This is a genomic window from Devosia sp. Root436 (assembly GCF_001426345.1).
Lineage (GTDB): Bacteria > Pseudomonadota > Alphaproteobacteria > Rhizobiales > Devosiaceae > Devosia.
In genome coordinates, this window is sequence record NZ_LMEM01000011.1 from 87,626 (window position 1) to 109,180 (window position 21,555).

The following is a 21,555-nucleotide window of genomic DNA, read 5'->3' on the forward strand; positions in this document are numbered from 1 at the left end:
GATGACGGCCGTGGACAAGCCGACCAAGCCTTTGCGCCGGCTGATCAAGCGTTCGCAGTTTCAACGGGCCGCCCGGGGCAATCGCGCCGGGCGTTCCGCGTTTGGGCTGCAGGTGATCGCTGCCGAAAGTGCCGAACCCGGCATCGGCTTCACCGTTACCAAGAAAACCGGCAACTCCCCCGAGCGCAACCGCATAAAACGTCGCCTTCGCGCGGCTGTGACAGCATGCGCGCGTGACTTTATCGATCACCATGACTATGTGCTGGTCGGACGACGGGAAGCGCTCGGCGAACCCTTCACCAAGCTGGTCGACGATCTGGGCGCGCTGATCGCGCGCGTACACAAGCCCAGATCGCCCGACGAGCGCCAATCTTCCGGCCGCGGCCCACGGAAACCAAGATAATGGAAAATAATCGCAACATCATCCTGGCCATCGTGCTCAGCATGGTCGTGCTGTTTGGCTGGCAGTTCTTCGTGGCCGGCCCGCAAATGGAACGCGCCCAGCAGCAGGCACAGGTTGCCGCCGAACAGGCCCAGGCCGAAGCAGCGCTGGCAACGCCCACCACCACCGTTTCAGCCGATGGCACCGTGGCCCCGGCCGCCGATGGCAGCGCCGTCTATGCCGACCGTGCCGCCGCCATTGCCGCGACCAGCCGCGTCGTCATCGATACCGAAGACCTGCACGGCTCGATCAACCTGACCGGCGCCCGCCTCGACGATCTCGAACTCAAGCAGTATCGCGAGACCGTCGATCCGACATCGCCGATCATCACCCTGCTGACCCCGGCCGGTGCGCCCAATGCCTATTTCGCCGAACAGGGCTGGGTGCCCGCTGCCGGCGCAACGATTGCCGTGCCCGACGGCAAGAGCGTCTGGAGCGTCGAGGGCGGGGCCACCACGCTCACCGCCACGACGCCAGTCACCCTGCGCTGGGACAATGGCGCGGGCCTGATCTTCCACCGCACCTTCTCGGTGGACGAGCATTATCTCTTCACCATCACCCAATCGATCGAGAATACCGGCACGAGCGATGTGGCGCTGTTCCCCTATGCGCGCGTGGCGCGGCATGGCACGCCCAAGGTCGCCAATTTCTTCATCCAGCATGAAGGCCCGCATGGCGTGCTGGGCAGCAACAACCTGATCTCGAAGAAATATACCGACCTGCAGAAGGAACAGCAGGCGCGCTTCGACAACACCACCGGCTGGCTCGGCTTCTCGGACAAATACTGGGCGACTGCCGTGCTGCCCAAGGCCGACGCCCCGATCAACGCGCTGTTCTCGTGGAAGAATACCGGCAGCTATGACGACTACCAGACCAGCTTCGTGGAAACGACGCCGGTCACCGTCGCCGCCGGCGCCACCGCGACCCATGAGAGCTACCTGTTTGCCGGCGCCAAGGAAGAAGCCGTCATTTCCGCCTACCAGACGCACTATGGTTTCGACCGGCTGGAGTTGATGATCGACTGGGGCTGGTTCTCGTTCATCACCAAGCCGATGTATTACCTGCTGAGCTTCCTCTACGGCATCATCGGCAATTTCGGCGTCGCCGTGCTATGCGTGACCGTCATCGTCAAGGCGATCTTCTTCCCGCTGGCCAGCCGCTCGTTCGCCTCGATGGCGGCGATGCGCCGCGTGCAGCCGGAAATGAAGGCGATCCAGGAACGCTTCAAGGATGACCGCCCCGGCCAGCAGCAGGCCATGATGGAGCTTTACCGCAAGGAAAAGATCAATCCGCTCAGCGGGTGCTGGCCGATCCTCATCCAGATTCCGGTGTTCTTCTCGCTCTATACCGTCATCTTCATCAGCCTCGACATGCGCCATGCGCCGTTCTTCGGCTGGATCCAGGATCTGGCGGCGCCCGATCCGACCAATATCTTCACCCTGTTCGGCCTGATCCCGTGGGATCCGACCGTGCTGCCCTTCATCGGCAGCTTCCTGCATCTGGGCATCTGGCCGGTGATCATGGGCATCACCATGTGGGTCCAGATGAAGCTCAATCCGCCGCCGCCGGATCCGACCCAGGCGATGATCTTCAACTGGATGCCGGTGATCTTCACCTTCATGCTGGGCACCTTCCCGGCGGGCCTGGTGATCTACTGGGCGTGGAACAATACGCTGTCGGTCACCCAGCAGTATTTCATCATGAAGCGCCACGGCGCCGAGGTGAACCTGCTCGGCAACATCCTCGATGCCTTCAAGCGCAAGCCCAAGGCGAGCGAACCGACCAAGTCCTGATCGGCAGGACTTTCCGCGACCTCATTCCCGCGGAAGCGGGAATCCCCCTTCGGACGGCAAGGGAGATTCCCGCTTCCGCGGGAATGACTTTGTGGTTTGAGTCAGGCTGCGGACGGACGTCGTGAACAGGAGAATGGCACCATGAGCACCATCGATTACGCGCCCGACATGATCGAACGCGGCCGCCTGCTGTTCGCGCGGCCGTTCCTGTTCGTCAAGGGCTGCGTGCGCATCGCCGACCTGCCGCCGATGGACAAGGTCGAGATCGCCTTTGCCGGGCGCTCCAATGTGGGCAAGTCGAGCCTGATCAACGCGCTGTGCGGCACATCGAGCCTGGCGCGGACCTCCAATACGCCGGGCCGCACGCAGGAGCTCAACATCTTCGAGAGCCAGAGCGAAAACCTGCGCATCGTCGACATGCCCGGCTATGGCTATGCCAAGGCGCCCGAGGACAAGGTGCGGCAATGGACCAAGCTGATCCACCAATATCTCACCGGCCGCGCCACGCTGCGCCGCGTCTATGTGCTGGTGGACGGGCGTCACGGTCCAAAGGACAATGACCTCACGGTCATGAACGAACTCGACAAGGCGGCCGTGAGCTACCAGGTGGTGCTGACCAAGGCCGACAAGCCTTCGGCGGGTGAACTGACCAAAGTGATCGCGGCGACAAAGGCGGCCATAGCAAAGCGTCCGGCCGCGCATCCGCATGTGGTCCTGACCTCGAGCCTCAAGGGCGAGGGCCTGCGCGAACTGCGCACCGAAATCGCCATGCTGCTGGAGAGCTGAGGACACCCCCCACCCCCCGCGCGGTGGGATGCGACTACCGTGTCGTACACGCCACCCAGCGGCGCAGCACCTCGCCCAGCGCGGCGGACTTGGCCGCCAAATCCTGCTCATCCCGGAACGTCACCACGCCGCGATCGGGGGCTGCCCAGGACAGCAGCCGGTCCGGGTCCTCGAAGCGGAAGAAATCATCGGCCCCGGCCTTGGCGCCACGATGCAGGATCAGTTGCAGCCGGTCGCCCGGATGCAGGCGCATGGTGATGCGGTCATCCTCGCCCGGCCCGAAGCTCGGGGCATTCCATTTGATGGTCTCGACGAGATCGGGCACGGCAGCGAGGATCAGCCGGCGCAGCGTCTCGATCTCGGCCTTGCGGCGGTGTTCAAGGCCATCGAGATAGGCGTCTACCGCTGACAGCTTTTCCGCGACGGCCATGTCAACGTCCCTTGAAGAACTGTCCGATATAGCCTGCAACGTCAGCGCTGTCGGACGGCGTGGCAATGGAGGATATGGCGGTTTCCACCACATTGTCGGGCGCCTTGCCGCGCCGCAGTTCAGCCAGAGCCAGCGTGTAGTCATCGAGAAATTCCGGGTGCGGCTGGAAACTCAGCGCCGCGCCATTGCGATAGGCCAGCCCGGCATTGGGGGTGAAATCGGATGCCAGGATCACCTCGGCCTCGGCGGGCGCGACAATCACCTGGTCCTGGTGCGAGCAGGCCACAGCCAGCGAAGCGGGCGCGGCGCGCATGAAGCCGGGGCGGGCCGTGACGGCATAGCTGTGCCGCCCGAGACCCCAGCCCTTTTCGGACTTGCGCACGTCGCCCCCCAGCGCATCGGCCATGATCTGGTGGCCAAAGCAGACGCCGAGCATTGGCGTGTTCCTGCCATAGGCGTCGCGAATGAAGGCGCGCAGCGGGTCGAGCCAGGCATAATCGTCATAGACGCCGGCCGCCGAGCCGGTGATGACGATGCCCTCCAGCGTGGCCGGATCGGGGAGCGGCGCGCCGTCGGAAACCGCCACCATGTCATAGCTGAAGCCCTGCCCGGTGCCATCGAACATGGTCTCGAACATCTTGCGATAGGGCCCGAACCGGTCGCGCAGCGACAGGGGAACTTCGCCGGTCTGGATGATGGTGAGTTTCATGGGGGCACGGGGGATAAAATGAAATTCTACGCCGTATACCTCACAGCGTCATTCCCGCGAAGCGGGAATCCCCCCTTGCGTGGCTGGCATGGCGCCACGCCCTCGTGGTTCGCTGCTTCAGTGCCTCGACCAACGGGGCGCGCCCCTATGCCGGAATGAACTGCAGCGCCAGCCCGTCGATACAGTAGCGCAACCCGGTGGGCGGGGGGCCGTCTTCGAAGACGTGGCCCTGGTGACCGCCGCAATTGCTGCAATGGACTTCGGTGCGGGTCATGCCGAAGGTGCTGTCGACATTGGTGCCGATGGCGCCCGGGATGAAGGTGTAAAAGCTCGGCCAGCCGGTGCCGCTGTCGAACTTGGTGGCCGATTCAAACAGCGGCTGGTCGCAGCCGGCGCAGGCGAAAACACCCTCGCGATGCTCATCGAGCAAAGGCGAGGTGAAGGCGCGTTCGGTGCCTTCTTCGCGCAGGATGTAATAGGCGTCGGGCGAGAGCTTGGCGCGCCATTCGGCCTCGGTCAGCTTATAGGGAAAGTCGCCTTCGGCGGCCACGGTGGCGCCGGTGGGGCGCAGCCAGGTGAAGGCGGCAAGGGCGGCGATGGCGGTGCCGCCCAGCAGCAGGTTGCGACGGTCGATGACGGCCATTTCTGTTCCCTTTCAGCAGGCGCCCCGCGCCCGGAACCGCAGGAGGGATGCGGGCGCGGCGCGGGGCTGAGCCGACGGTCATTGTAAAGCCTCGGGCCAGGCAATGACACGTCAAGTTATGGTGAGAGGCCGCCGCATGCGGCCTCTCTATGGGCACCATTCGAACTGGCGCCTCTTTTGGTTACAGGGCCAGCCTACATAGCCGACTTGGGTGTCAGCACGGCGTCGATGACGTGGATCACGCCATTGGACTGGATCACGTCGGGGATGGTGACATTGGCCGTGGTGCCGTTTTCGTCGGTCACGGTGACCTTGCCATCGGCAGCCTTGAGGGTCAGCTTGCAGCCACCGACCGTATCGACCACATGCTCGCCGCCATCGGCTTCGACCATGCCGACAATATCGGTCGACAGCGCCTTGGCCGGGATGACATGGCAGGCCAGGATAGTGGACAGCATTTCCTTGTTTTCCGGCTTCAGCAGCGTTTCGACCGTGCCTTCGGGCAGGGCGTCGAAGGCGGCATTGACGGGCGCCAGCACGGTGAACGGGCCCTCGCCCGACAGGGTCTCGACGAGGCCCGCAGCCTTGACGGCGGCAACCAGCGTCGTGTGATCGGCCGAGTTCACGGCGTTTTCAACAATGTTCTTGTCGGCAAACATGGCGGCGCCACCGACCATCGGATTGTCCTGGGCGAAAGCCGCGCCCGAGAGGGCGGAGACGGACAGCATGGCAGCGAGAGTAAGAGTGCGGAAATTCATGTTTTCATTCCTTCCTGTGTTTCGTTCCCATTGTTCGGCTGGGACAGAGGAAGTTACGAAGCGCTCCTGCGTCGGGTTTCGCGCAGTTTCAGCCTATATTTCAGCTTTGACGTGAAACTTTGCGGCGCCCGATCTCGTATCGGGCGCCCGCATCAGATCGGGGTAGCCGAGCCAACGGCTACGATCGGACCCTGGGCGACGCCGGTGGGCGAACCGCCGGTCTGTTCGAGCGTCACCGCCAGCACGGTGCCAGGGCCGATATTGGCCTTGGCCGTCGCATCGAGCGGAATTTCCAACCGCTGATTGACCGGGATGACGCCCATGGATACGGCCGGCTGGTCACCATTGATGTACCAGAGCTCGAAATCCTTTTCGGGCACCGCTGCGCCCTTGAGCGAGGTGATGCGGACCTGGCCTTGCGTCTGGTCATAGACCGCCAGGAATTCAACGCCGCTGCCCTCCTGGGCCTGCAATGCGGCCACAAGCTGCACCGCCATCCGGTCGGCATCGAAGCGCGGCTGCATGAGGTTGAAGCCGACCGCGGCCACGGCAACGGCCAGAGCGCCGGCGGCGATGCCGCGCCAGACCATCAGGTTCTCCCACAAGGATACCCGGCCGCGCGACCGAACGGCGTCGCCGAAGGCGCGGGCCTCGATGGCGGCATAGAGATGGGCGGGGACTGGCGTTTCCTCATATTCGGCATTGAGGGCGGCAAAACGGGAAACCCAGAAATCGCGCTCGGCGCGCAGGGACTGGTCAGCCTCGATCAGGCGGCCGATACGCTCGTGCTCGCTGGCCGAGAGCAGGCCGAGCACATACTCGGCCACCAGGGCGTTGCGCCCCTCGCGATCCCCGCCGATGTCATCACTCGTGCTCATGTCGTCAGGCAGTCTTTCAGTTTGATGAGGCTCCGGCGCAGCCAGGTCCGCATCGTATTAAGGGGCACGGCAAAGCGGGTCGCCAGTTCCTCGTAGCTGTAGCCGTCGAGGTAAGCGCCGCGCACCGCGTCGGCACGATCGGGTTCGAGCGTGCCCAGGCAATGCTCGATCCGGCCCCTGTCCTCGCTGTCCGCTGCAGCGCGTTCAGGGTTCGGGCCGGCATCGGGAATCTCCAGCGCCACGTCAATATCGTCGGCAACGGGCCGACGGGCCCGCAGCATGTCGAGCGCATGGTTGCGGGCAACGGCCACCAGCCAGCTGATGGGACTGGTATTGCCGGCCACATAACGATCGGCGCGCTGCCAGATCTTCACATAGACTTCCTGGATGGCCTCTTCGGCCTCCGAGCGGTCCTTCAAGATACGCAGGGTCACTCCGAAGAGTTTCGCGCTGGTGCGTTCGTAGAGCACACGGAACGCAGCCCGATCCCGCAGGGCGCACCGGGCGATGAGGTCAGCAATATCCTGGGACGGGGTAGTGGTGGACATGAAACCGGTCTGCCTCCGAAACGAGCCGGGCCGCACCTCCCCGGTGCGGACGTCCAGCCTGTCCGATAACGTAACAGAGCTTAAAATGGATCAATGCGCAAATGCCGCATAAGCGTCTTTTCCTTTGGGCACTGATGCTCTAGACCCGTTGCGGTCTTTTAGCGCCGCTTCGCCAATAGAATGGGTCCGTCCATGACTGATCAGACTTCATCGACCGACCGCTTCAGCCACGATGCGGGGATTCTCGCGCAGGCACTGCCCTATATGCAGCGCTACGAGGGCAAGACCGTCGTGGTGAAATATGGCGGCCATGCCATGGGCGACCTCAAGCTTGGCCAGGCCTTTGCGCGCGACATAGCCCTGCTCAAGCAGTCCAAGGTCAATCCGATCGTGGTGCATGGCGGCGGGCCGCAGATCGCCTCCATGCTGAAGAATCTGGGAATCGAATCCAAGTTCGAGGGCGGGCTGCGCGTCACCGATGCGCGGACCATGGAAGTGGTCGAAATGGTGCTGGCCGGCTCCATCAACAAGGAAATCGTGGCGCTGATCAATGCCGAAGGCGAGTGGGCCATTGGGTTGTGCGGCAAGGACGGCAACATGGTCTTCGCCAAGAAGGCCGTGAAGACCATGAAGGACCCCACCTCCAATATCGAAAAGGTGCTCGACCTCGGCTTTGTCGGCGAGCCTATCGAAGTCGATCGTACGCTACTCGACCTGCTGGCACGTTCCGAGATGATCCCGGTCATCGCCCCGGTCGCTCCGGGCCGCGACGGCAATACCTACAATATCAACGCCGACACCTTTGCCGGCGCCATTGCCGGCTCGCTCGGCGCCAAGCGCCTCCTGTTCCTGACCGACGTGCCGGGCGTGCTCGATCGCGACGGCAAGCTGATCCCCGAACTGTCCGTGCGCGAGGCCAAGGAGCTGATTGCCGACGGCACCATTTCGGGTGGCATGATTCCCAAGGTCGAAACGTGCCTCGAAGCCCTCGACAATGGCGTCGAGGGCGTGGTGATCCTCAACGGCAAGATGCCCCATGTGGTGCTGGTGGAACTGTTCACCGAATTCGGCGCCGGCACGCTGATCGTACGGTAGGCCAACCAGCCGCATTGACGCTTTGCTAACCATTTGCCACAGCTCGGTCGATTTGACCGGGCTGTGGCGCATCTGCCCTAGCCCGGTCCTGACAAGTCGTGGCAAATTTTAGCCATCAGTTGCGGGGGCTTTTTGTGATGCGTAGCGAAATGAAGTTAGCGGCAGTGGCCGTTGTTGCCGTGCTCGGTTCGACGATGGCTGCGCAGGCCCAGTCCATGGTGGCGCCGGTGGTCACCAGCGGCATGTACCAGCCGAGCTATTCGGCCTGGGATGGCTTCTATGTCGGTGCGCAGGGCAGCCTGATTGGCATGAAGAGCCATGAGATCGCCCCCGGCATTCTGGTAGGCGAACAGCTACTCGGCGATATTGGCGGCAGCGCCGGCGTGTTCGCGGGTTACCGCTACCAGCTCAACGACTGGCTGGTGCTGGGCCTCGACGCCGAAGTCAACAATGTAGCGACCCAATTCGAATTCAACGGCGCCACCAACTACGGCGCGCTCAAGTGGGACGCGGCGGTACGCGCCACGCTGGGCTATCCGGTTGCCCCTAACGTATTGGCCTATGGCACGGTTGGCTATTCGTGGGGACGCTTCGATTTCACCCCCAGCCGCGGCGTCGATACGGCATTCACCGCCGGGGGTTTCCAGCTTGGCCTGGGCGTCGACATGATGGTCACCCAGAACCTCATGGCCCGTCTCAACGCGACCTGGACGCATTACGGCGTCAACAACGTGCCCGGCGGCGGCACCAGCGAGCCGAGCAATCAGGTGGTCCGCGCCGGTCTCGCCTGGAAGTTCTAGCCCCGACATCCAGGGAATCGAAAGGCCGCCCCGGAGGGCGGCCTTTGCATGTCTAGGCTTCGACCAGCACCGGCTGGACCGGAGCGCCCTGCCCGTGCCCGCGCCCTGGCCCCTTGAAGAAGGGCGACAGCAGCAGGACCAGGGCAAAGCTGCCCACCACGTACCAGAGCGCCAGGCTCGATGCGCCGGCAAAGGCGGCATGCGGCGTGCCACCGCTGGCAAAGGTATCGCCCAGATTGCTGAAGAATATCTGGCCGATAATGGCGACGCCGAGCGCGCCACCCACCTGCTGGAAGGCCTGCAGCGCCCCCGAGCCGGCCCCGGCATCGCGCGGCGGCACATTTGCCAGCACGAGCTGGAACAGCGAGGAGAAGCCCAGGCCCAGGCCGATGCCGGCAATCAGCAGCGGCGGGAGGAAGGCCCAGTGATCGATGCTGTCGGTCACCCCGGCAATGTAGAAATGCAGCCAGGCAATGCCGAATGACAAGAGGGCCCCCGCAGCCGCCAGACGGAAGCGCAGGAAATTGGCGCCGAAGCGGGCGGCAATGCCCGAGGCGATCAGCACACCCACCGAGAAGGGGGTGTTGGTGAGGCCCGATTCGAGCGGGGTGAAGTCGAAGCCGCCCTGCAGCAGCAGCGAGATCACCATGAACATGCCCGGAATGCCCGAGGCAAACACGGTGACCACGAAGGCGCCGAACATGAACTGCTTGTTGGTGATCAGGTCGAAGTTCAGCAGCTGCGAAGCGCCCGTGGCGGCGCGGTTGCGGGTCCACAGTACGAAGGCGACCAGCAGTATGACCCCGGCGGCGATCATGGCGAAAGCCCAGAGCGGCCAGCCATAAGCGCGCCCCTCGACGATCGGGAACACCACAGCCATGATGCCCAGGCCGAACAGGCCGATGCCGACATAGTCGTTCCGGAGGGTGGCATGGCCGGGCAGGCGCGGAATGAGGAACCAGCCGGCGACCACCGCGGCAATACCGATCGGGATATTGACGAGGAAAATCGGCTGCCAGTCGAGGCCGAACAGATTGGCCGAGATCAGCACGCCGCCCAGGATGGGGCCGCAGACCGAGGCGAGACCGGCCGAAAGACCGAACAGCGAAAAGGCTTGGCTGCGCTCATGCGGCGGGAAGGTCACGGTGGCGATGGCCAGCACCTGCGGCGTCATCATGGCGCCGGCCAGGCCCTGGATCACGCGGGCGGCAATGAGGAATTCGATATTGGGCGCCAGCCCGCACAGGGCCGAAGCCGCGGTGAAGCCGGCCACGCCCCAGAGGAAGAGCGTGGTACGGCCCACGATATCGCCGAGGCGGCCGAAGGGCAGCAGGCCCAGCGCGAAAGCCAGGATATAGGCGGCGATCACCCATTCGATCTGGCTGTCGGTAGCGCCGAGCCCGTCGCGCATCGAGGGCAGCGCGACGTTGACGATGGTCACGTCGATCAGGTTCATGAAATTGGCAATGAGCAGCACGAACAGCGCCAGCCAGCGGCGCGGATCGGGTGGAGCGTCGGCCCCTGGATTGTGGTGTTGAGCGGACATGGTATTTCCCTTGAATGTCAGGATTTGCGGATAAAGCTGCGCTCCAGCTCGGTCTGCACCCGTTCGAGCATGGACAGCGATGGGTTGGACTGGCGCCAGCAGTCGGACATGGCGCCGGTCGAAATCAGGGCGGCCGCCTCGGGGTCGAGGTCGGACCGGAATGAGCCGTCGGACATGCCGAGACGGAAAATCTCGGCAAACTGGTTTCGCCAGAAATCACGCATGGGCAGCATGATCTCCGCCACTGTCGCATCACGCCGTGCTCTTTCGACAAGTTCTGTCAGTATGATGATGAGATCGGGCATATCGGCCACCGTTTCGCGGAAATCCGCAAATTCGAGATGCAGCCGTTCGAGCCCGCTTTTGCCCACGCGCGAGTGGCGCAAAGCCTGGGCCTTGAAGTCGTCGCGCAAGGATTCCGCCACCAGCGCCACCAGCGCTTCCTTGGAAGGCACATGGTAATGCAGTGTCGCGATATTGATGCCGACGCGAGCCGCTATGTCCCGCGTGCGCAGGCCTTCGAGCCCCTTTTCGACAATGATCTGCCGCGCCGCCAGGGCAATGGCGACCCGGCGGTCATCGCCGCTTTCACGCTTGCTATTGGGTTGATCGGGGTTCATCGCATCCTCTCGGCGGGAGGTGCTATACGCCTGTCCGGAAAATCAATCAATCATTTGATTGATACAAAGCAGCCATGCGTTTTCCGCGGGACAGGTCCGGAAGCATTACTCCATCTGCGGCACGTCGCCATGCTCGAACAGCACGACGGGCTCGCCGAATTCGCCATTGACTAGGTCTGCCGTGCGCGACCAGGCAATCACTCCGGCATAGCTGCCCTGTGCCGCCATGCGGCGGCCGTCCATCCTGGCCTTGTCGGCCGAGGGCACCTCGCGCGCCTCGAAGGCGGGCTGCAGCTCGCCCTCTTCGTCGCGGACGAAGGCCAGCAACACCACCAGTGTCTTGAGCTTGGCTTCCGGCGCCTGGCCGGCGGAGGATTGCAGCGTCCGCATTTTCGAATGTCTTCCCGAACCGGATTCTTCAGTCCGGGCAGACTAGAACAAAAACAGAACTTTCAACAAGCAGGTAAATGCGACAAACGCACGGCTGTCAGCGCCGGGTCAATTCCACCACCGGAATGATGTCGCGCGTGGTCTTTTCCTCGTAGCCGGCAAACTGGGGGAAGCGGCGGGCCTGCTCGGCATAGATGGTGTCGCGCTCGTCCCCTTCGACCACCCGCGCCCGCACCGGGATGCGCTCGATCGTGGTACCATCGCCAACCTCGATCTCGACATCGGGATGGGCGACCAGGTTGTGGAACCAGGCCGGGTTCTTCGGCGCCCCGCCATAGGAGGCGAAAACGTACCAGGGGCCGTCGGCTTCCTCATGCAGATACATCAGGGGCTGCGTCCGCTCCTGCCCCGATTTGGCGCCGATGGCATGGAGCAGTAGGACCGGCGAATTCTTGAAATGGCCCCCGGGCTTGCCGCCATGCTGCTTGAAGTCGGCAATGACCTGCGCGTTGAAATCGTTCATGTTGGAATCCTCTCGGTGTGCCCTGGCTCATTCAAAATCGGTAGCAATCCTGGGAGTTCAACCCATCCGCGGGGGAATTTGTCCATGCCCGCTCCATCCGACGACCGGCGTAGGTAACGTGGCACCTTGCCATCCCCACCCCGATGTCATCCCGGCCTTGAGCCGGGATCCAAGGTAGATCGGGCTAAACAGGGCTACTCACAAGCGCAAACTTATCCATCTTATCCCCGTCCCCAAAACCTCCCGTATCATCCTCCCATCCCTCCGCATGGGCGGCCTGCAGGCGAACAGTGGCGGAGGGTGCCGGGTGCGGCTTCGCTGCTCGCACAGGTCCGAGTCCGGGCGGAAGCGTGTGCGCGACCCCCCGTACAGTTCCAAAAACCGGCACCCCGAGGCGGTCAACGTCTCACTACTAAATTTACTCAGGGGCGTCAGCCGTCTCGGGGGCCGCCCATCCATGAAACCGCATCCCAGGCGGCGCCTTGCCATGCCCGATTGACAAAACATCGCGCCGGGCATCCAACCACGGCACCAATTGGAGTGCCCGCCATGCAGGACTATGTCCGCCGCATCCTCACCTCGTCGGTCTATGAAGTTGCCGAGGAAACCCCGCTCGAAAAGATGAATCTGCTCTCGGCCCGGCTGGGCGCCGAGGTGCTGCTCAAGCGCGAGGACATGCAACCGGTCTTCTCCTTCAAGATTCGCGGCGCGCATAACCGCATTGCCCAGCTCACAGCCGAAGAACGCGCCCGCGGCGTCATCTGCGCCTCGGCCGGCAATCACGCGCAGGGCGTTGCCCTATCGGCGACGCGGCTGGGCATCCGCGCCATCATCGTCATGCCCACCACCACGCCTGTCATCAAGATCAACGCTGTCCGCCGGCTGGGCGGCGAGGTGGTGCTGTTCGGTGACGGCTTCGACGCCGCCCGCACCCATGCCGCGGAGCTCGCCGAAAAGCATGGCTATGTCGTCGTGCATCCGTTCGACGATCCCGATGTCATCGCCGGCCAGGGCACTGTCGGCATGGAGCTGTTGCGCCAGCATCCAGGCGAGATCGGCGCCATCTATGTGCCGGTCGGCGGCGGCGGGCTGGCGGCGGGCATTGCCGCCTTCGTCAAGTTCCTGCGCCCCGAAATCCGGGTCATCGGCGTCGAGCCCGAGGAGGCGGCCAGCATGAAGGCGGCCATAGCCGCCGGCCATCCGGTGGCGCTCGACCAGGTGGGCCTGTTCGCCGATGGCGTGGCGGTGCGCCAGGTGGGCAATGAGACCTTCCGCATCTGCCGCGAACTGCTCGACGATATCGTCACCGTCACTGCCGACGAAATCTGCGCCGCCATCAAGGATATCTTCGACGACATGCGCGCCATTGCCGAGCCGGCGGGCGCGCTGGCTTTGGCCGGGCTGCGGCGGCAGGTGGAGCTTGGTGAAGCGCCCGCCGGGGCACTGATCGCCATCAATTCGGGCGCCAATGTCAATTTCGACCGCCTGCGCTACGTGGCCGAACGGGCCGAGATCGGCGAGCGGGCCGAGGCCTTGCTCAGCGTCGAAATCCCCGAGCGGCCGGGCAGCTATCGCGCCTTCATCCGCCTGCTCGGGCAGCGCTCGATCACCGAGTTCAACTATCGCTTCGCCCATGGCCGCACCGCCAAGATTTTCGTCGGCATCAAGCTGGTGGGGGGCGATGCGGAAAAGCACGAGATCATCACCCTGCTCGAAGGTCACAACCTCAAGGTGACCGACCTCACCGACAATGAGGTGGCCAAGCTGCATGTCCGCCACATGGTCGGCGGGCGGGTGAGCGATCTCGCCGACGAGATCGTCTACCGCTTCCAGTTTCCCGAGCGGCCGGGAGCCCTGCTGAAATTCCTCGAAGGGCTCAACGACGTCTGGAACATTTCGCTGTTCCACTACCGCAACCACGGCGCCGATTATGGCCGCGTGCTAGTGGGCGTGCAGATCCCGCCCGCAACCCGGAGCGATTTCATCGCTCATATCGACGCCATCGGCTTCCCCTATTGGGACGAGACCGACAACCCCGCCTACCGGCAATTTCTCGATCACGACCGCCCCTGAACCGGGAGTGTCGCAACTGTGTCATCGGCGTTATGCTGCAATAAACCGACAATAAAAGACTCCGGCCAATATCTGGCCGGAATCTATTGCAATTCAACGGACAAGAAGCCATCTGCCCCGAGACGGCGCCGGTTCTTCTGTTCAATGCGCCCACCCGACAAATCAAACCACAACATAATGCCGGAGATGACATGAGGACCACAAAGACCGCCCGCCTGCTGCTGCTGAGCGGCGTTGCCACCGCCGCCCTGATGGGCCAGGCCATGGCGCTCGACGCCCAGGCTTTCGTCGATCGCATCGCCGAAGTCTACAAGCCCCTCGGCTATGATTTCGCCTTTGGCGCTGCCACGCTCGATGGCGATACCATCACCGTCGATGGCGGCACCGTGACCATCGTGTCGTCGCCCGATGCGAAGCTGGAGCCGATGGTCTTCGACACCGAGGTCACCTTCTCGGGCGTGGTCGAGAATGCCGATGGCAGCTACACCGCCGATTCCGTCAGCATTCCCGATATCGATACCGATTTTGCCACCGATCCGGTCGGCCACCTGAACCTCAGCGATATCCTCGTCGAGGGCTTCTACCTGCCGGCAGGCAATCCGGTGCCGGCGATCGGGCTGATACAGCTGTTCGAATCGTTCAGCACCGGCCCGCTCTCGATCACCCGTGACGGCGAAGAAGTCGTCTCCTTTGATTCCATAACTTCGGAATCCACCTTCAATCCGGCTTTCGCCTCGATCGAGCTGACCGACCTGACCTCGACCTTCTCGATCAATGGCATTTCGGCCGACCTCACTTCGGTTGCCGAGGAAGACCCGGCAGCGGGGGCGACCATCGAAGCGCTCGGCCTCAACACCATTTCGGGCGATGTCTATCTGGACATGGACTGGTCGATGGCCGACGGCCACGTGGTGGTCAACGAATTCTCGTTTGATTTCGCCGACGTCGGCGCGCTCGATATCAATCTCGACCTCACCGGCTTCACCCCCACCGTGCTCGACCAGATCTACGCCATGCAGGCCTCGATGGGCGGCGAGCAGACCGAGGAGCAGGCACAGGCGCAGATGATGCAGGGCATGGCGCTGATGCAGGGCGTCAATATCGTCTCCGCCTCGGTCCGCTATGACGATGCGTCGCTGGCCGGCAAGCTGCTCGACTTCTTCGCCGCCCAGTCCGGCGCCGATCGCGCCAGCTTCGTTGAGGGCCTCAAGTCGATGCTGCCGGCGATGCTGGCCGAATCGGGCATTCCCGCACTCAACGATCTCGTCGTGCCGCCGGTCTCGGACTTCCTCGACGATCCGCAGAGCCTCGAAGTCAAGGTGGCGCCGCCTTCGCCCACCTCGCTGCTGGTGCTGATGGCTGCCGCTGCCAATCCTGCCGGCCTCATTACCGCTTTGGGCCTGGCCGTCGAAGCCAATACGCCGGCTGAATAGCCGTCTCCGGGAACGGCGCTCCGGCGTCGTTCCCGCACTCTTTATCCCCATCTTCAATATTGCGTTCTATACTGGGCGGACCATGAACGACCTGACGTCCCCTCCCCGCCGCAGCCTCAACCACATCACCGATTGGGTGTTCGATCTCGATAACACTCTCTATCCGCGCGAATGTAACCTGTTCGCGCAGATCGACAGCCGCATCACCCAATATGTGATGGAGGTGACGAGGCTCGATTTCGCCGCTGCCCGCGCCCTGCAGAAGAGCTACTACCGGGATTTCGGCACCACGCTTAACGGGCTGATGCTGAAGCACGAGATCGACCCGGACCATTTCCTCAACACGGTCCACGCCATCGACTACTCGCCGGTCAGCGCGCATCCGGACCTGATCGCGGCCATCCGTGCTTTGCCCGGCCGCAAGTTCATCCTCACCAATGGCGATACCGGCCATGCCCGCTCTGTGCTATCGAGGCTGGGCGGCGCCGACATTTTCGAGCATGTCCACGATATCCGCGCCATGACCTTCGTGCCCAAGCCGCACCGCTCGGCCTATGACGGCTTTTTCGCCCTGCACGGCATCGACCCGACCCGGGCGGTGATGTTCGACGACCTCGAAAAGAACCTCGTCGTGCCGCACGAAGTGGGCATGGCGACGGTGCAGGTGGTGGCATCGGCCAACTATGTGCATGAACAGGTCGAAGCCTGGGAGCTGGGCCGCACCTCCGGCCCCCATGTGCATCACATCACCGACAATCTGGCGCGCTTCCTGCGCAAAATGCCCTGACTAAATATTGTTCAGGTGCAGGATATTGCCGTCCGGGTCCTTGAGCCATACGGCCTTGAAGCCGTTGGTGCTGTGGATGCCGTCCTTATAGTCCAGGCCCATATCCGGATAGTGCTCGAAACTTATCCCCTTGGCCGTGAGATCGGCGACAATGGCGTCGAGCTGGTCACCGACACCCCAGACAACGGCATTGGCCTTGCTGGTGCCGGCGAAGTCGGAGACATAGACGTTGAGTGTGGTCTTGCCGGTCTTGAAGGAGAGCACGTTGTCGTCGCCCTGGGTCAGCTCGAGCCCGAGCTTGTTCTGATAAAAGTCCCTGGCGCGCGACATATCCCTGACCGCTACGATGGCTGATGAGTCGATGTCCTTGAGCATGGTCACATCCTCGCTGTGTGCATGGGTTCGAACGCGGTCGCCCGCGTCATGGTTCAATGACGTTCGGCCCGCCGCTTTACAGACAGCACCTGCGGCAGTATTAACGCCCACTCCATCGGCGATTGCCGATGTATCAGGGCGGCCCGGAGCCGCGAAACCATCAGGAACTGTGTCATGGAATATCGTCGCCTGGGCAAATCCGGCCTCAAGGTCAGCGAGCTGTCGCTCGGCAGCTGGGTCACCTTCTCCAAGCAGGTGGACGAGAAGGAGGCCCTGGCGCTGATGGGGCTGGCCTATGACGAAGGCGTCAATTTCTTCGACAATGCCGAGGGCTACGAAGCAGGCGAATCCGAAGCGCTGATGGGCGCTGCCCTCAGCAAGCTGGGCTGGAGCCGCGACAGCTATGCGGTCTCCTCCAAGGTGTTCTGGGGCGGCACCAAGCCGACGCAGAAGGGTCTTTCCCGCAAGCATGTGACCGAGGCGGCCCATGCCGCGCTCAAGCGCCTGCGCGTCGATTACCTCGACCTCTATTTCTGCCATCGTCCCGACACCGACACTCCGATCGAGGAAACCGTGTGGGCGATGCACAATCTCATCACCCAGGGCAAGGTGCTCTATTGGGGCACCTCGGAATGGACTGCCCAGCAGCTCACCGAAGCCTGGGCCTTTGCCCGCGCCAACCATCTCATCGGCCCGCAGATGGAGCAGCCACAATATAACCTCTTCACCCGCGAAAAGGTCGAGCACGACTATCTGCCACTCTATGACCTGATGGGCCTCGGCACCACCATCTGGTCGCCGCTGGCCTCGGGCGCCCTCACCGGCAAATACAATAACGGCATCCCCGCCGACAGCCGCATGAACCTGCCGGGCTATGAATGGCTCAAGAAGGACTGGACCAGCGAAGCCGGCAAGGCCAAGCTCGAGAAGATCGCCGAATTGGCCAAGCTGGCCAGGCAGATCGACCTGCCGGTGCATCACCTGGCCTTGCTCTGGTGCCTCCACAATCCGCATGTATCGACCGTCATCCTCGGCGCCTCGAAGCGGGCCCAGCTCGCCGACAACCTCTCGGCGCTCAAGTCGAAGGCCAAGCTGACCGGTGACGTGATCGAAAAGATCGAAACCATCATGGGCAACAAGCCCAAGCCGTTCGATCGGTATTGACTGCTCTTCCCCTCTCCCCTTGAGGGAGAGGGACGGCCTGACGCGTCCAGCGGGAGGCCAGGGTGAGGGGTTCTGCGCCATCCCATGCTTCGGCGCTCTTGGATAGCGCAGAACCCCTCATCCGCCCCTTCGGGGCACCTTCTCCCTCAAGGGGAGAAGGGAGAAGCCCCCAAAATCTATTCCCCCTCCCCCGCCGCCCGGTTATCATTGCCGCATGACCGACCTTCCCGGGCGCCGACCGCCGCCCACGCCTGACCAGGCTCCCACTTTCCGCGAGCGCATCGAGAATCTCCGCCATCTCGGCCGGCTCGTCGCGCAAATCTGGCGCACCAGCCGGCCACTGACCGCGGCCAGCATCGGCCTGCGCCTCGTGGCCTCGCTGCAACCCGTCGCCATGCTCTATGTGGGCAAGCTGATCATCGACGAGGTGGTGCGCCTCACCGGCATAACCGCGCCCGGCCCCGGCTTTGCCGAATGGTGGAGCCATGGCACGCTATCGACCATCGCGGTGCTGCTGGCGCTCGAACTGGCACTGGTGGTCGCCTCGGACCTGCTGGCTCGCGCGACAGGCCTGGTGGATTCCGTCCTCTCCGAGCTCCATTCCAACACGGTCAGCGTCGAGCTGATGGCGCATGCCGCAAGGCTCGACCTCATGCATTTCGAATCGGCCGAATATCAGGACCGGCTGGAACGCGCCCGTCGTCAGGCCGCCGGCCGCAACGCCCTGCTCAGCCAGATGTTCGGCCAGGCGCAGGACATGGTGACCGTCGTCACCCTGGGCGCCGGCCTTTTCATCTATGCGCCCTGGCTGATCCTGCTGTTGCCGCTCTCCTTCGTTCCGGCAATTTGGGGGGAGACGCGGTTCAATACGCTGGCCTATTTCATGAGCCGCTGGCGCACGCCCGAGCGGCGCGAGCTCGAATATATCCGCTATATCGGGGCCAGCGCCGAAACCGCCAAGGAACTCAAGCTCTTCGGTCTGGGCGATTTCCTCATCACCCGCTTCCGCCAGCTCGCCCATACCATCTATATCGAAAACCGTCGGCTCTCGACCCAACGTGCCATCTGGGGCGCGCTGTTTTCCTCCATTTCGACGCTGACCTATTACGGCGCCTATGGCTTCATCGTCTGGCGCACGGTGACCGGTGACTTCACCATCGGCGACCTCGCCTTCCTCTCGGGCTCGTTCCTGCGGCTCAATGGCCTGTTCCAGAAGATCCTGCTCGGCTTCACCGCCATTGCCGGGCAGTCGATGTATCTCGATGACCTCTTTTCGTTTTTTGAGATCGAACCGACGATATTGTCACCGGTGAACCCCAAGCCCTTCCCGCAGCCGATCCGCCATGGCATCACCTTCGAAAATGTCGGCTTCCGCTATCCCGATACCGAAGGCTGGACCATCCGCCACCTGAGCTTCACCTTGCAGGCCGGGGAAACCCTGGCGCTGGTGGGCGAGAATGGCGCGGGCAAGACCACCATCGTCAAGCTGCTGACCCGTCTCTACGACCCCGACGAGGGCCGCGTCACCATCGACGGCATCGACCTCAAGGATCTCAGCGTTGCCGATATCCACGCCCATATCGGCGTGATCTTCCAGGATTTCATCCGCTACAGCCTCACGGCCCGCGAGAATATCGGGGTGGGCCGCATCGCGGACCAGGACGACATGGCGCGCATCAAGAATGCCGCCGAGCTGAGCCTGGCCGATGCGGTGATCGAAAAGCTGCCCGAGGGCTATGAGCAGCAGCTCGGGCGCCTGTTCAAGAAGGGCCGCGATCTCTCCGGTGGCGAATGGCAGAAGGTCGCCATCGCCCGCGCCTATATGCGCGACGCCGACCTCATCATCCTCGACGAACCCACCGCCGCGCTCGACGCCAAGGCGGAATCCGAAGTGTTTTCCCGCTTCAAGAGCCTGGCTTCAGGCAAGACCGCGGTGATCATCTCGCACCGTTTTTCAACGGTCCGCATGGCCGACCGCATCCTCGTGCTGGAAAATGGCACGATCCTGGAATCGGGCTCACACGCGGAGCTGGTGGCTTTGCGCGGGCGATATGCGGAACTGTTCGAGCTGCAGGCGGCGGGGTATCGGTGAGCCTCGAAGGAGCTCCAGGAGTGTGGGAGAGGGTGGCAATTTCCTCGTTCAGAAGAAATTGCCGGGTGAGGGGCGCTGCGTCATCCCATGCTTCAATGCTCGCGGATAGCGCAGCGCCCCCTCATCCGCCCTTCGGGCACCTTCTCCCACGAGGGGAGAAGGGAGAGCGGACCTACCCCACCTTCACCAGCACCCGCCCCTTCACCTCGCCCGCGATAATCTCCCGCGCCGCCCCGGGCAATTCCTCCAGCCCCACCTCGCGCACCAGCCCGGCATAGGCGCCGAGATCGAACGTCCCGGCAATCCGCCGCCACGCCGCCACCCGTGTCTCGAATGGCTGCATCACACTGTCGATGCCGAACAAACTTATCCCCCGCAGGATGAACGGCAATACATTGGTCTCAAGCGCAATGCCCCCCGCATTGCCGATACTGGCAACAGAACCGCCATATTTCACCTGCTTGAGACCCTTGCTCAGAACCTTGCCGCCAACATTGTCGATCACCGCCGCCCAGCGCGCCGATTCCAGTGGCTTGTCGGGCTGGGCCAGAAATTCATCGCGGTCGACCACGCTGGCCGCACCCAGCGCCTTGAGCGCGTCGGCATGCTGAGCGCGTCCCGACAGCGCCGCGACCTGATAGCCGAGCTTTGCCAGCATGGATGTGGCAATCGTGCCGACACCGCCGGCCGCGCCGGTCACCAGCACTTCGCCAGCCTCGGGCCTGAGCCCCGCCGCTTCCAGCCTGTCGATGGCCAGCATGGCGGTCAGCCCGGCCGTGCCGACGATCATGGCGTCGCGCGTCGTCAGTCCCTGCGGCAGCGGCACCAGCCAGTCGGCATTGACCCGCGCCCGCTGGGCATAACCGCCCCAATGCGTTTCGCCGACGCGCCAGCCGGTCAGCACCACCTTGTCGCCCGCCTTATGGCGGGTATCGTCGCTGTCGCGCACACTGCCGGCAAAGTCGATGCCGCCGACATGCGGATAGGTCCGCACCAACCCGCCGCCGCCGGTGAGGCACAGCCCATCCTTGTAGTTGAGCCCCGCCCAATCGATATCGACCGTCACATTGCCCTCTGGCAGCCTGCTGTCATCGAGCATCTGCACCGACGAGGACACTTTGCCCTCGGCGTCGCGGTCAGTCAGCAGTGCGCGGAAACTCATGATCGACTCCTGGTTTTTCGCCAGCTTGGCACGAGCGGCCGAATGGAGCCACCCTCTGGCGCCATGCGCCGAAGCGCCTTACCTCTTGATGCAGCAAGCCCATCGAGTCACCGTCTTGAGCACACCCAGCGACGCCCATATATCCGTGATTGCCGAAACCTATCGCCTGTTGGGCGATCCGACGCGGCTGCGCGTATTGCTGGCATGTCTCTCCGAGCCCATCGCCGTGGGCGACATTGCCAAGGCGGTCAACGCCTCGCCTTCGCTGGTCAGCCATCATCTGCGCCTGTTGCGGGCGGCGCGGCTGGTGCGGGGGACGCGGCGCAACCGCCAGGTGTTCTACGACACGGCGGACGAGCATATCGCCCACATGCTGGCCGACATGATCGAACACGCGATGGAGGACCACGGCGAGGACAGCGACACCTGACCGCAGGCCCGCTGCCGCAATTGACTTGATCCAAACATATGAACATGTATTCATATGAAAGGATTTGAGGAGCAGACG

At 63.3% G+C, this 21,555-nt stretch carries 23 protein-coding genes; 11 read left to right on the forward strand and 12 right to left on the reverse strand.

Annotated features, from left to right (window positions below):
* Nucleotides 1-10: 10 nt before the first annotated feature.
* From rnpA to yihA, 3 genes are all read left to right on the forward strand, one after another.
* The gene (rnpA, locus tag ASD04_RS11535; protein WP_244488306.1) at nt 11-403 is read left to right on the forward strand and encodes a ribonuclease P protein component; all 393 of its coding nucleotides are present in this window, start codon (nt 11-13) and stop codon (nt 401-403) included.
* Nucleotides 403-2,235, forward strand: a complete 1,833-nt coding sequence (gene yidC, locus ASD04_RS11540; RefSeq protein ID WP_056256842.1) for a membrane protein insertase YidC — start codon at nt 403-405, stop codon at nt 2,233-2,235. Before rnpA ends, yidC begins: the two co-directional genes overlap by 1 nt.
* A gap of 141 nt (nt 2,236-2,376) precedes the next feature.
* A complete protein-coding gene (gene yihA / locus ASD04_RS11545) occupies nt 2,377-3,021 on the forward strand; it encodes a ribosome biogenesis GTP-binding protein YihA/YsxC (protein WP_056256845.1) in 645 nt (214 codons plus the stop codon).
* Between the two features lie 34 nt (nt 3,022-3,055).
* Here the strand turns inward: yihA and ASD04_RS11550 are convergent, their stop codons facing one another.
* The 6 genes from ASD04_RS11550 to ASD04_RS11575 all read right to left on the reverse strand — a co-directional run bounded on the left by ASD04_RS11550 (nt 3,056) and on the right by ASD04_RS11575 (nt 6,987).
* The gene (locus ASD04_RS11550; protein WP_056256847.1) at nt 3,056-3,451 is read right to left on the reverse strand and encodes a DUF1801 domain-containing protein; all 396 of its coding nucleotides are present in this window, start codon (nt 3,449-3,451) and stop codon (nt 3,056-3,058) included.
* Nucleotide 3,452: 1 nt separating this feature from the next.
* Nucleotides 3,453-4,160 carry a gamma-glutamyl-gamma-aminobutyrate hydrolase family protein gene (locus ASD04_RS11555; protein WP_056256849.1) on the reverse strand — a complete coding sequence of 236 codons (708 nt, stop codon included), beginning with the start codon at nt 4,158-4,160 and terminating at the stop codon, nt 3,453-3,455.
* Nucleotides 4,161-4,305: 145 nt separating this feature from the next.
* Nucleotides 4,306-4,803, reverse strand: a complete 498-nt coding sequence (msrB, locus tag ASD04_RS11560) for a peptide-methionine (R)-S-oxide reductase MsrB (protein WP_056256851.1) — start codon at nt 4,801-4,803, stop codon at nt 4,306-4,308.
* Nucleotides 4,804-4,997: 194 nt separating this feature from the next.
* Complete coding sequence (locus tag ASD04_RS11565; protein ID WP_056256852.1) at nt 4,998-5,561, reverse strand: fasciclin domain-containing protein; 564 nt, start codon at nt 5,559-5,561, stop codon at nt 4,998-5,000.
* Between the two features lie 152 nt (nt 5,562-5,713).
* Nucleotides 5,714-6,439 (reverse strand): anti-sigma factor, encoded by a 726-nt coding sequence (locus ASD04_RS11570; protein ID WP_056256857.1) that lies wholly within the window; start codon nt 6,437-6,439, stop codon nt 5,714-5,716.
* Nucleotides 6,436-6,987, reverse strand: a complete 552-nt coding sequence (locus ASD04_RS11575) for a sigma-70 family RNA polymerase sigma factor (protein WP_056256859.1) — start codon at nt 6,985-6,987, stop codon at nt 6,436-6,438. Before ASD04_RS11575 ends, ASD04_RS11570 begins: the two co-directional genes overlap by 4 nt.
* A gap of 192 nt (nt 6,988-7,179) precedes the next feature.
* Between ASD04_RS11575 and argB the strand changes: the two genes are divergently transcribed.
* Both argB and ASD04_RS11585 read left to right on the forward strand, forming a co-directional pair.
* The gene (gene argB, locus ASD04_RS11580; protein ID WP_056257571.1) at nt 7,180-8,082 is read left to right on the forward strand and encodes an acetylglutamate kinase; all 903 of its coding nucleotides are present in this window, start codon (nt 7,180-7,182) and stop codon (nt 8,080-8,082) included.
* Nucleotides 8,083-8,231: 149 nt separating this feature from the next.
* A complete protein-coding gene (locus ASD04_RS11585) occupies nt 8,232-8,882 on the forward strand; it encodes a porin family protein (protein ID WP_162245126.1) in 651 nt (216 codons plus the stop codon).
* A 52-nt stretch (nt 8,883-8,934) separates the two neighbouring features.
* On the opposite strand, the gene ASD04_RS11590 is transcribed toward ASD04_RS11585, so the two are convergent.
* The 4 genes from ASD04_RS11590 to ASD04_RS11605 form a co-directional block, all read right to left on the reverse strand.
* Complete coding sequence (locus ASD04_RS11590; protein ID WP_056256864.1) at nt 8,935-10,428, reverse strand: DHA2 family efflux MFS transporter permease subunit; 1,494 nt, start codon at nt 10,426-10,428, stop codon at nt 8,935-8,937.
* 17 nt (nt 10,429-10,445) lie between these two features.
* The gene (locus tag ASD04_RS11595; RefSeq protein ID WP_056256867.1) at nt 10,446-11,048 is read right to left on the reverse strand and encodes a TetR/AcrR family transcriptional regulator; all 603 of its coding nucleotides are present in this window, start codon (nt 11,046-11,048) and stop codon (nt 10,446-10,448) included.
* A gap of 105 nt (nt 11,049-11,153) precedes the next feature.
* Nucleotides 11,154-11,438: a hypothetical protein gene (locus tag ASD04_RS11600; RefSeq protein WP_056256870.1), complete on the reverse strand. Its 285-nt coding sequence runs from the start codon at nt 11,436-11,438 to the stop codon at nt 11,154-11,156.
* Nucleotides 11,439-11,535: 97 nt separating this feature from the next.
* Nucleotides 11,536-11,961, reverse strand: a complete 426-nt coding sequence (locus ASD04_RS11605) for a nitroreductase/quinone reductase family protein (protein ID WP_056256871.1) — start codon at nt 11,959-11,961, stop codon at nt 11,536-11,538.
* Nucleotides 11,962-12,510: 549 nt separating this feature from the next.
* Here ASD04_RS11605 and ilvA point away from each other — a divergent pair.
* From ilvA to ASD04_RS11620, 3 genes are all read left to right on the forward strand, one after another.
* Nucleotides 12,511-14,034: a threonine ammonia-lyase, biosynthetic gene (gene ilvA / locus ASD04_RS11610; protein WP_056256873.1), complete on the forward strand. Its 1,524-nt coding sequence runs from the start codon at nt 12,511-12,513 to the stop codon at nt 14,032-14,034.
* Nucleotides 14,035-14,225: 191 nt separating this feature from the next.
* Nucleotides 14,226-15,467, forward strand: a complete 1,242-nt coding sequence (locus ASD04_RS11615) for a hypothetical protein (protein WP_056256877.1) — start codon at nt 14,226-14,228, stop codon at nt 15,465-15,467.
* Between the two features lie 82 nt (nt 15,468-15,549).
* Complete coding sequence (locus ASD04_RS11620) at nt 15,550-16,254, forward strand: pyrimidine 5'-nucleotidase (RefSeq protein WP_156461223.1); 705 nt, start codon at nt 15,550-15,552, stop codon at nt 16,252-16,254.
* Here ASD04_RS11620 and ASD04_RS11625 read toward each other — a convergent pair whose 3' ends face one another.
* Nucleotides 16,255-16,629 carry a VOC family protein gene (locus ASD04_RS11625; RefSeq protein WP_056256880.1) on the reverse strand — a complete coding sequence of 125 codons (375 nt, stop codon included), beginning with the start codon at nt 16,627-16,629 and terminating at the stop codon, nt 16,255-16,257.
* Between the two features lie 174 nt (nt 16,630-16,803).
* On the opposite strand from ASD04_RS11625, the gene ASD04_RS11630 reads away from it, so the two are divergent.
* Nucleotides 16,804-17,793, forward strand: coding sequence for an aldo/keto reductase (locus ASD04_RS11630; RefSeq protein ID WP_056256883.1), 990 nt, complete (start codon nt 16,804-16,806; stop codon nt 17,791-17,793).
* 214 nt (nt 17,794-18,007) lie between these two features.
* Entirely contained in the window at nt 18,008-19,885 is a 1,878-nt protein-coding gene (locus ASD04_RS11635) for an ABC transporter ATP-binding protein (RefSeq protein WP_056256885.1), read from the forward strand.
* A 172-nt stretch (nt 19,886-20,057) separates the two neighbouring features.
* Here the strand turns inward: ASD04_RS11635 and ASD04_RS11640 are convergent, their stop codons facing one another.
* Nucleotides 20,058-21,047, reverse strand: a complete 990-nt coding sequence (locus ASD04_RS11640) for an acryloyl-CoA reductase (RefSeq protein WP_056256888.1) — start codon at nt 21,045-21,047, stop codon at nt 20,058-20,060.
* A 115-nt stretch (nt 21,048-21,162) separates the two neighbouring features.
* Between ASD04_RS11640 and ASD04_RS11645 the strand changes: the two genes are divergently transcribed.
* On the forward strand, nt 21,163-21,477 hold the full coding sequence (locus tag ASD04_RS11645; protein WP_348271018.1) for a metalloregulator ArsR/SmtB family transcription factor: 315 nt from the start codon (nt 21,163-21,165) through the stop codon (nt 21,475-21,477).
* Nucleotides 21,478-21,555 lie beyond the last annotated feature (78 nt).

Coding starts and splice junctions, on each gene's coding strand:
- yidC (WP_056256842.1), top strand. CDS start 403: ATGGAAAATAATCGCAACATCATCCTGGCCATCGTGCTCAGCATGGTC.
- yihA (WP_056256845.1), top strand. CDS start 2,377: ATGAGCACCATCGATTACGCGCCCGACATGATCGAACGCGGCCGCCTG.
- ASD04_RS11550 (WP_056256847.1), bottom strand. CDS start 3,451: ATGGCCGTCGCGGAAAAGCTGTCAGCGGTAGACGCCTATCTCGATGGC.
- ASD04_RS11555 (WP_056256849.1), bottom strand. CDS start 4,160: ATGAAACTCACCATCATCCAGACCGGCGAAGTTCCCCTGTCGCTGCGC.
- msrB (WP_056256851.1), bottom strand. CDS start 4,803: ATGGCCGTCATCGACCGTCGCAACCTGCTGCTGGGCGGCACCGCCATC.
- ASD04_RS11565 (WP_056256852.1), bottom strand. CDS start 5,561: ATGAATTTCCGCACTCTTACTCTCGCTGCCATGCTGTCCGTCTCCGCC.
- ASD04_RS11570 (WP_056256857.1), bottom strand. CDS start 6,439: ATGAGCACGAGTGATGACATCGGCGGGGATCGCGAGGGGCGCAACGCC.
- ASD04_RS11575 (WP_056256859.1), bottom strand. CDS start 6,987: ATGTCCACCACTACCCCGTCCCAGGATATTGCTGACCTCATCGCCCGG.
- argB (WP_056257571.1), top strand. CDS start 7,180: ATGACTGATCAGACTTCATCGACCGACCGCTTCAGCCACGATGCGGGG.
- ASD04_RS11585 (WP_162245126.1), top strand. CDS start 8,232: ATGAAGTTAGCGGCAGTGGCCGTTGTTGCCGTGCTCGGTTCGACGATG.
- ASD04_RS11590 (WP_056256864.1), bottom strand. CDS start 10,428: ATGTCCGCTCAACACCACAATCCAGGGGCCGACGCTCCACCCGATCCG.
- ASD04_RS11595 (WP_056256867.1), bottom strand. CDS start 11,048: ATGAACCCCGATCAACCCAATAGCAAGCGTGAAAGCGGCGATGACCGC.
- ASD04_RS11600 (WP_056256870.1), bottom strand. CDS start 11,438: ATGCGGACGCTGCAATCCTCCGCCGGCCAGGCGCCGGAAGCCAAGCTC.
- ASD04_RS11605 (WP_056256871.1), bottom strand. CDS start 11,961: ATGAACGATTTCAACGCGCAGGTCATTGCCGACTTCAAGCAGCATGGC.
- ilvA (WP_056256873.1), top strand. CDS start 12,511: ATGCAGGACTATGTCCGCCGCATCCTCACCTCGTCGGTCTATGAAGTT.
- ASD04_RS11615 (WP_056256877.1), top strand. CDS start 14,226: ATGAGGACCACAAAGACCGCCCGCCTGCTGCTGCTGAGCGGCGTTGCC.
- ASD04_RS11620 (WP_156461223.1), top strand. CDS start 15,550: ATGAACGACCTGACGTCCCCTCCCCGCCGCAGCCTCAACCACATCACC.
- ASD04_RS11625 (WP_056256880.1), bottom strand. CDS start 16,629: ATGCTCAAGGACATCGACTCATCAGCCATCGTAGCGGTCAGGGATATG.
- ASD04_RS11630 (WP_056256883.1), top strand. CDS start 16,804: ATGGAATATCGTCGCCTGGGCAAATCCGGCCTCAAGGTCAGCGAGCTG.
- ASD04_RS11635 (WP_056256885.1), top strand. CDS start 18,008: ATGACCGACCTTCCCGGGCGCCGACCGCCGCCCACGCCTGACCAGGCT.
- ASD04_RS11640 (WP_056256888.1), bottom strand. CDS start 21,047: ATGAGTTTCCGCGCACTGCTGACTGACCGCGACGCCGAGGGCAAAGTG.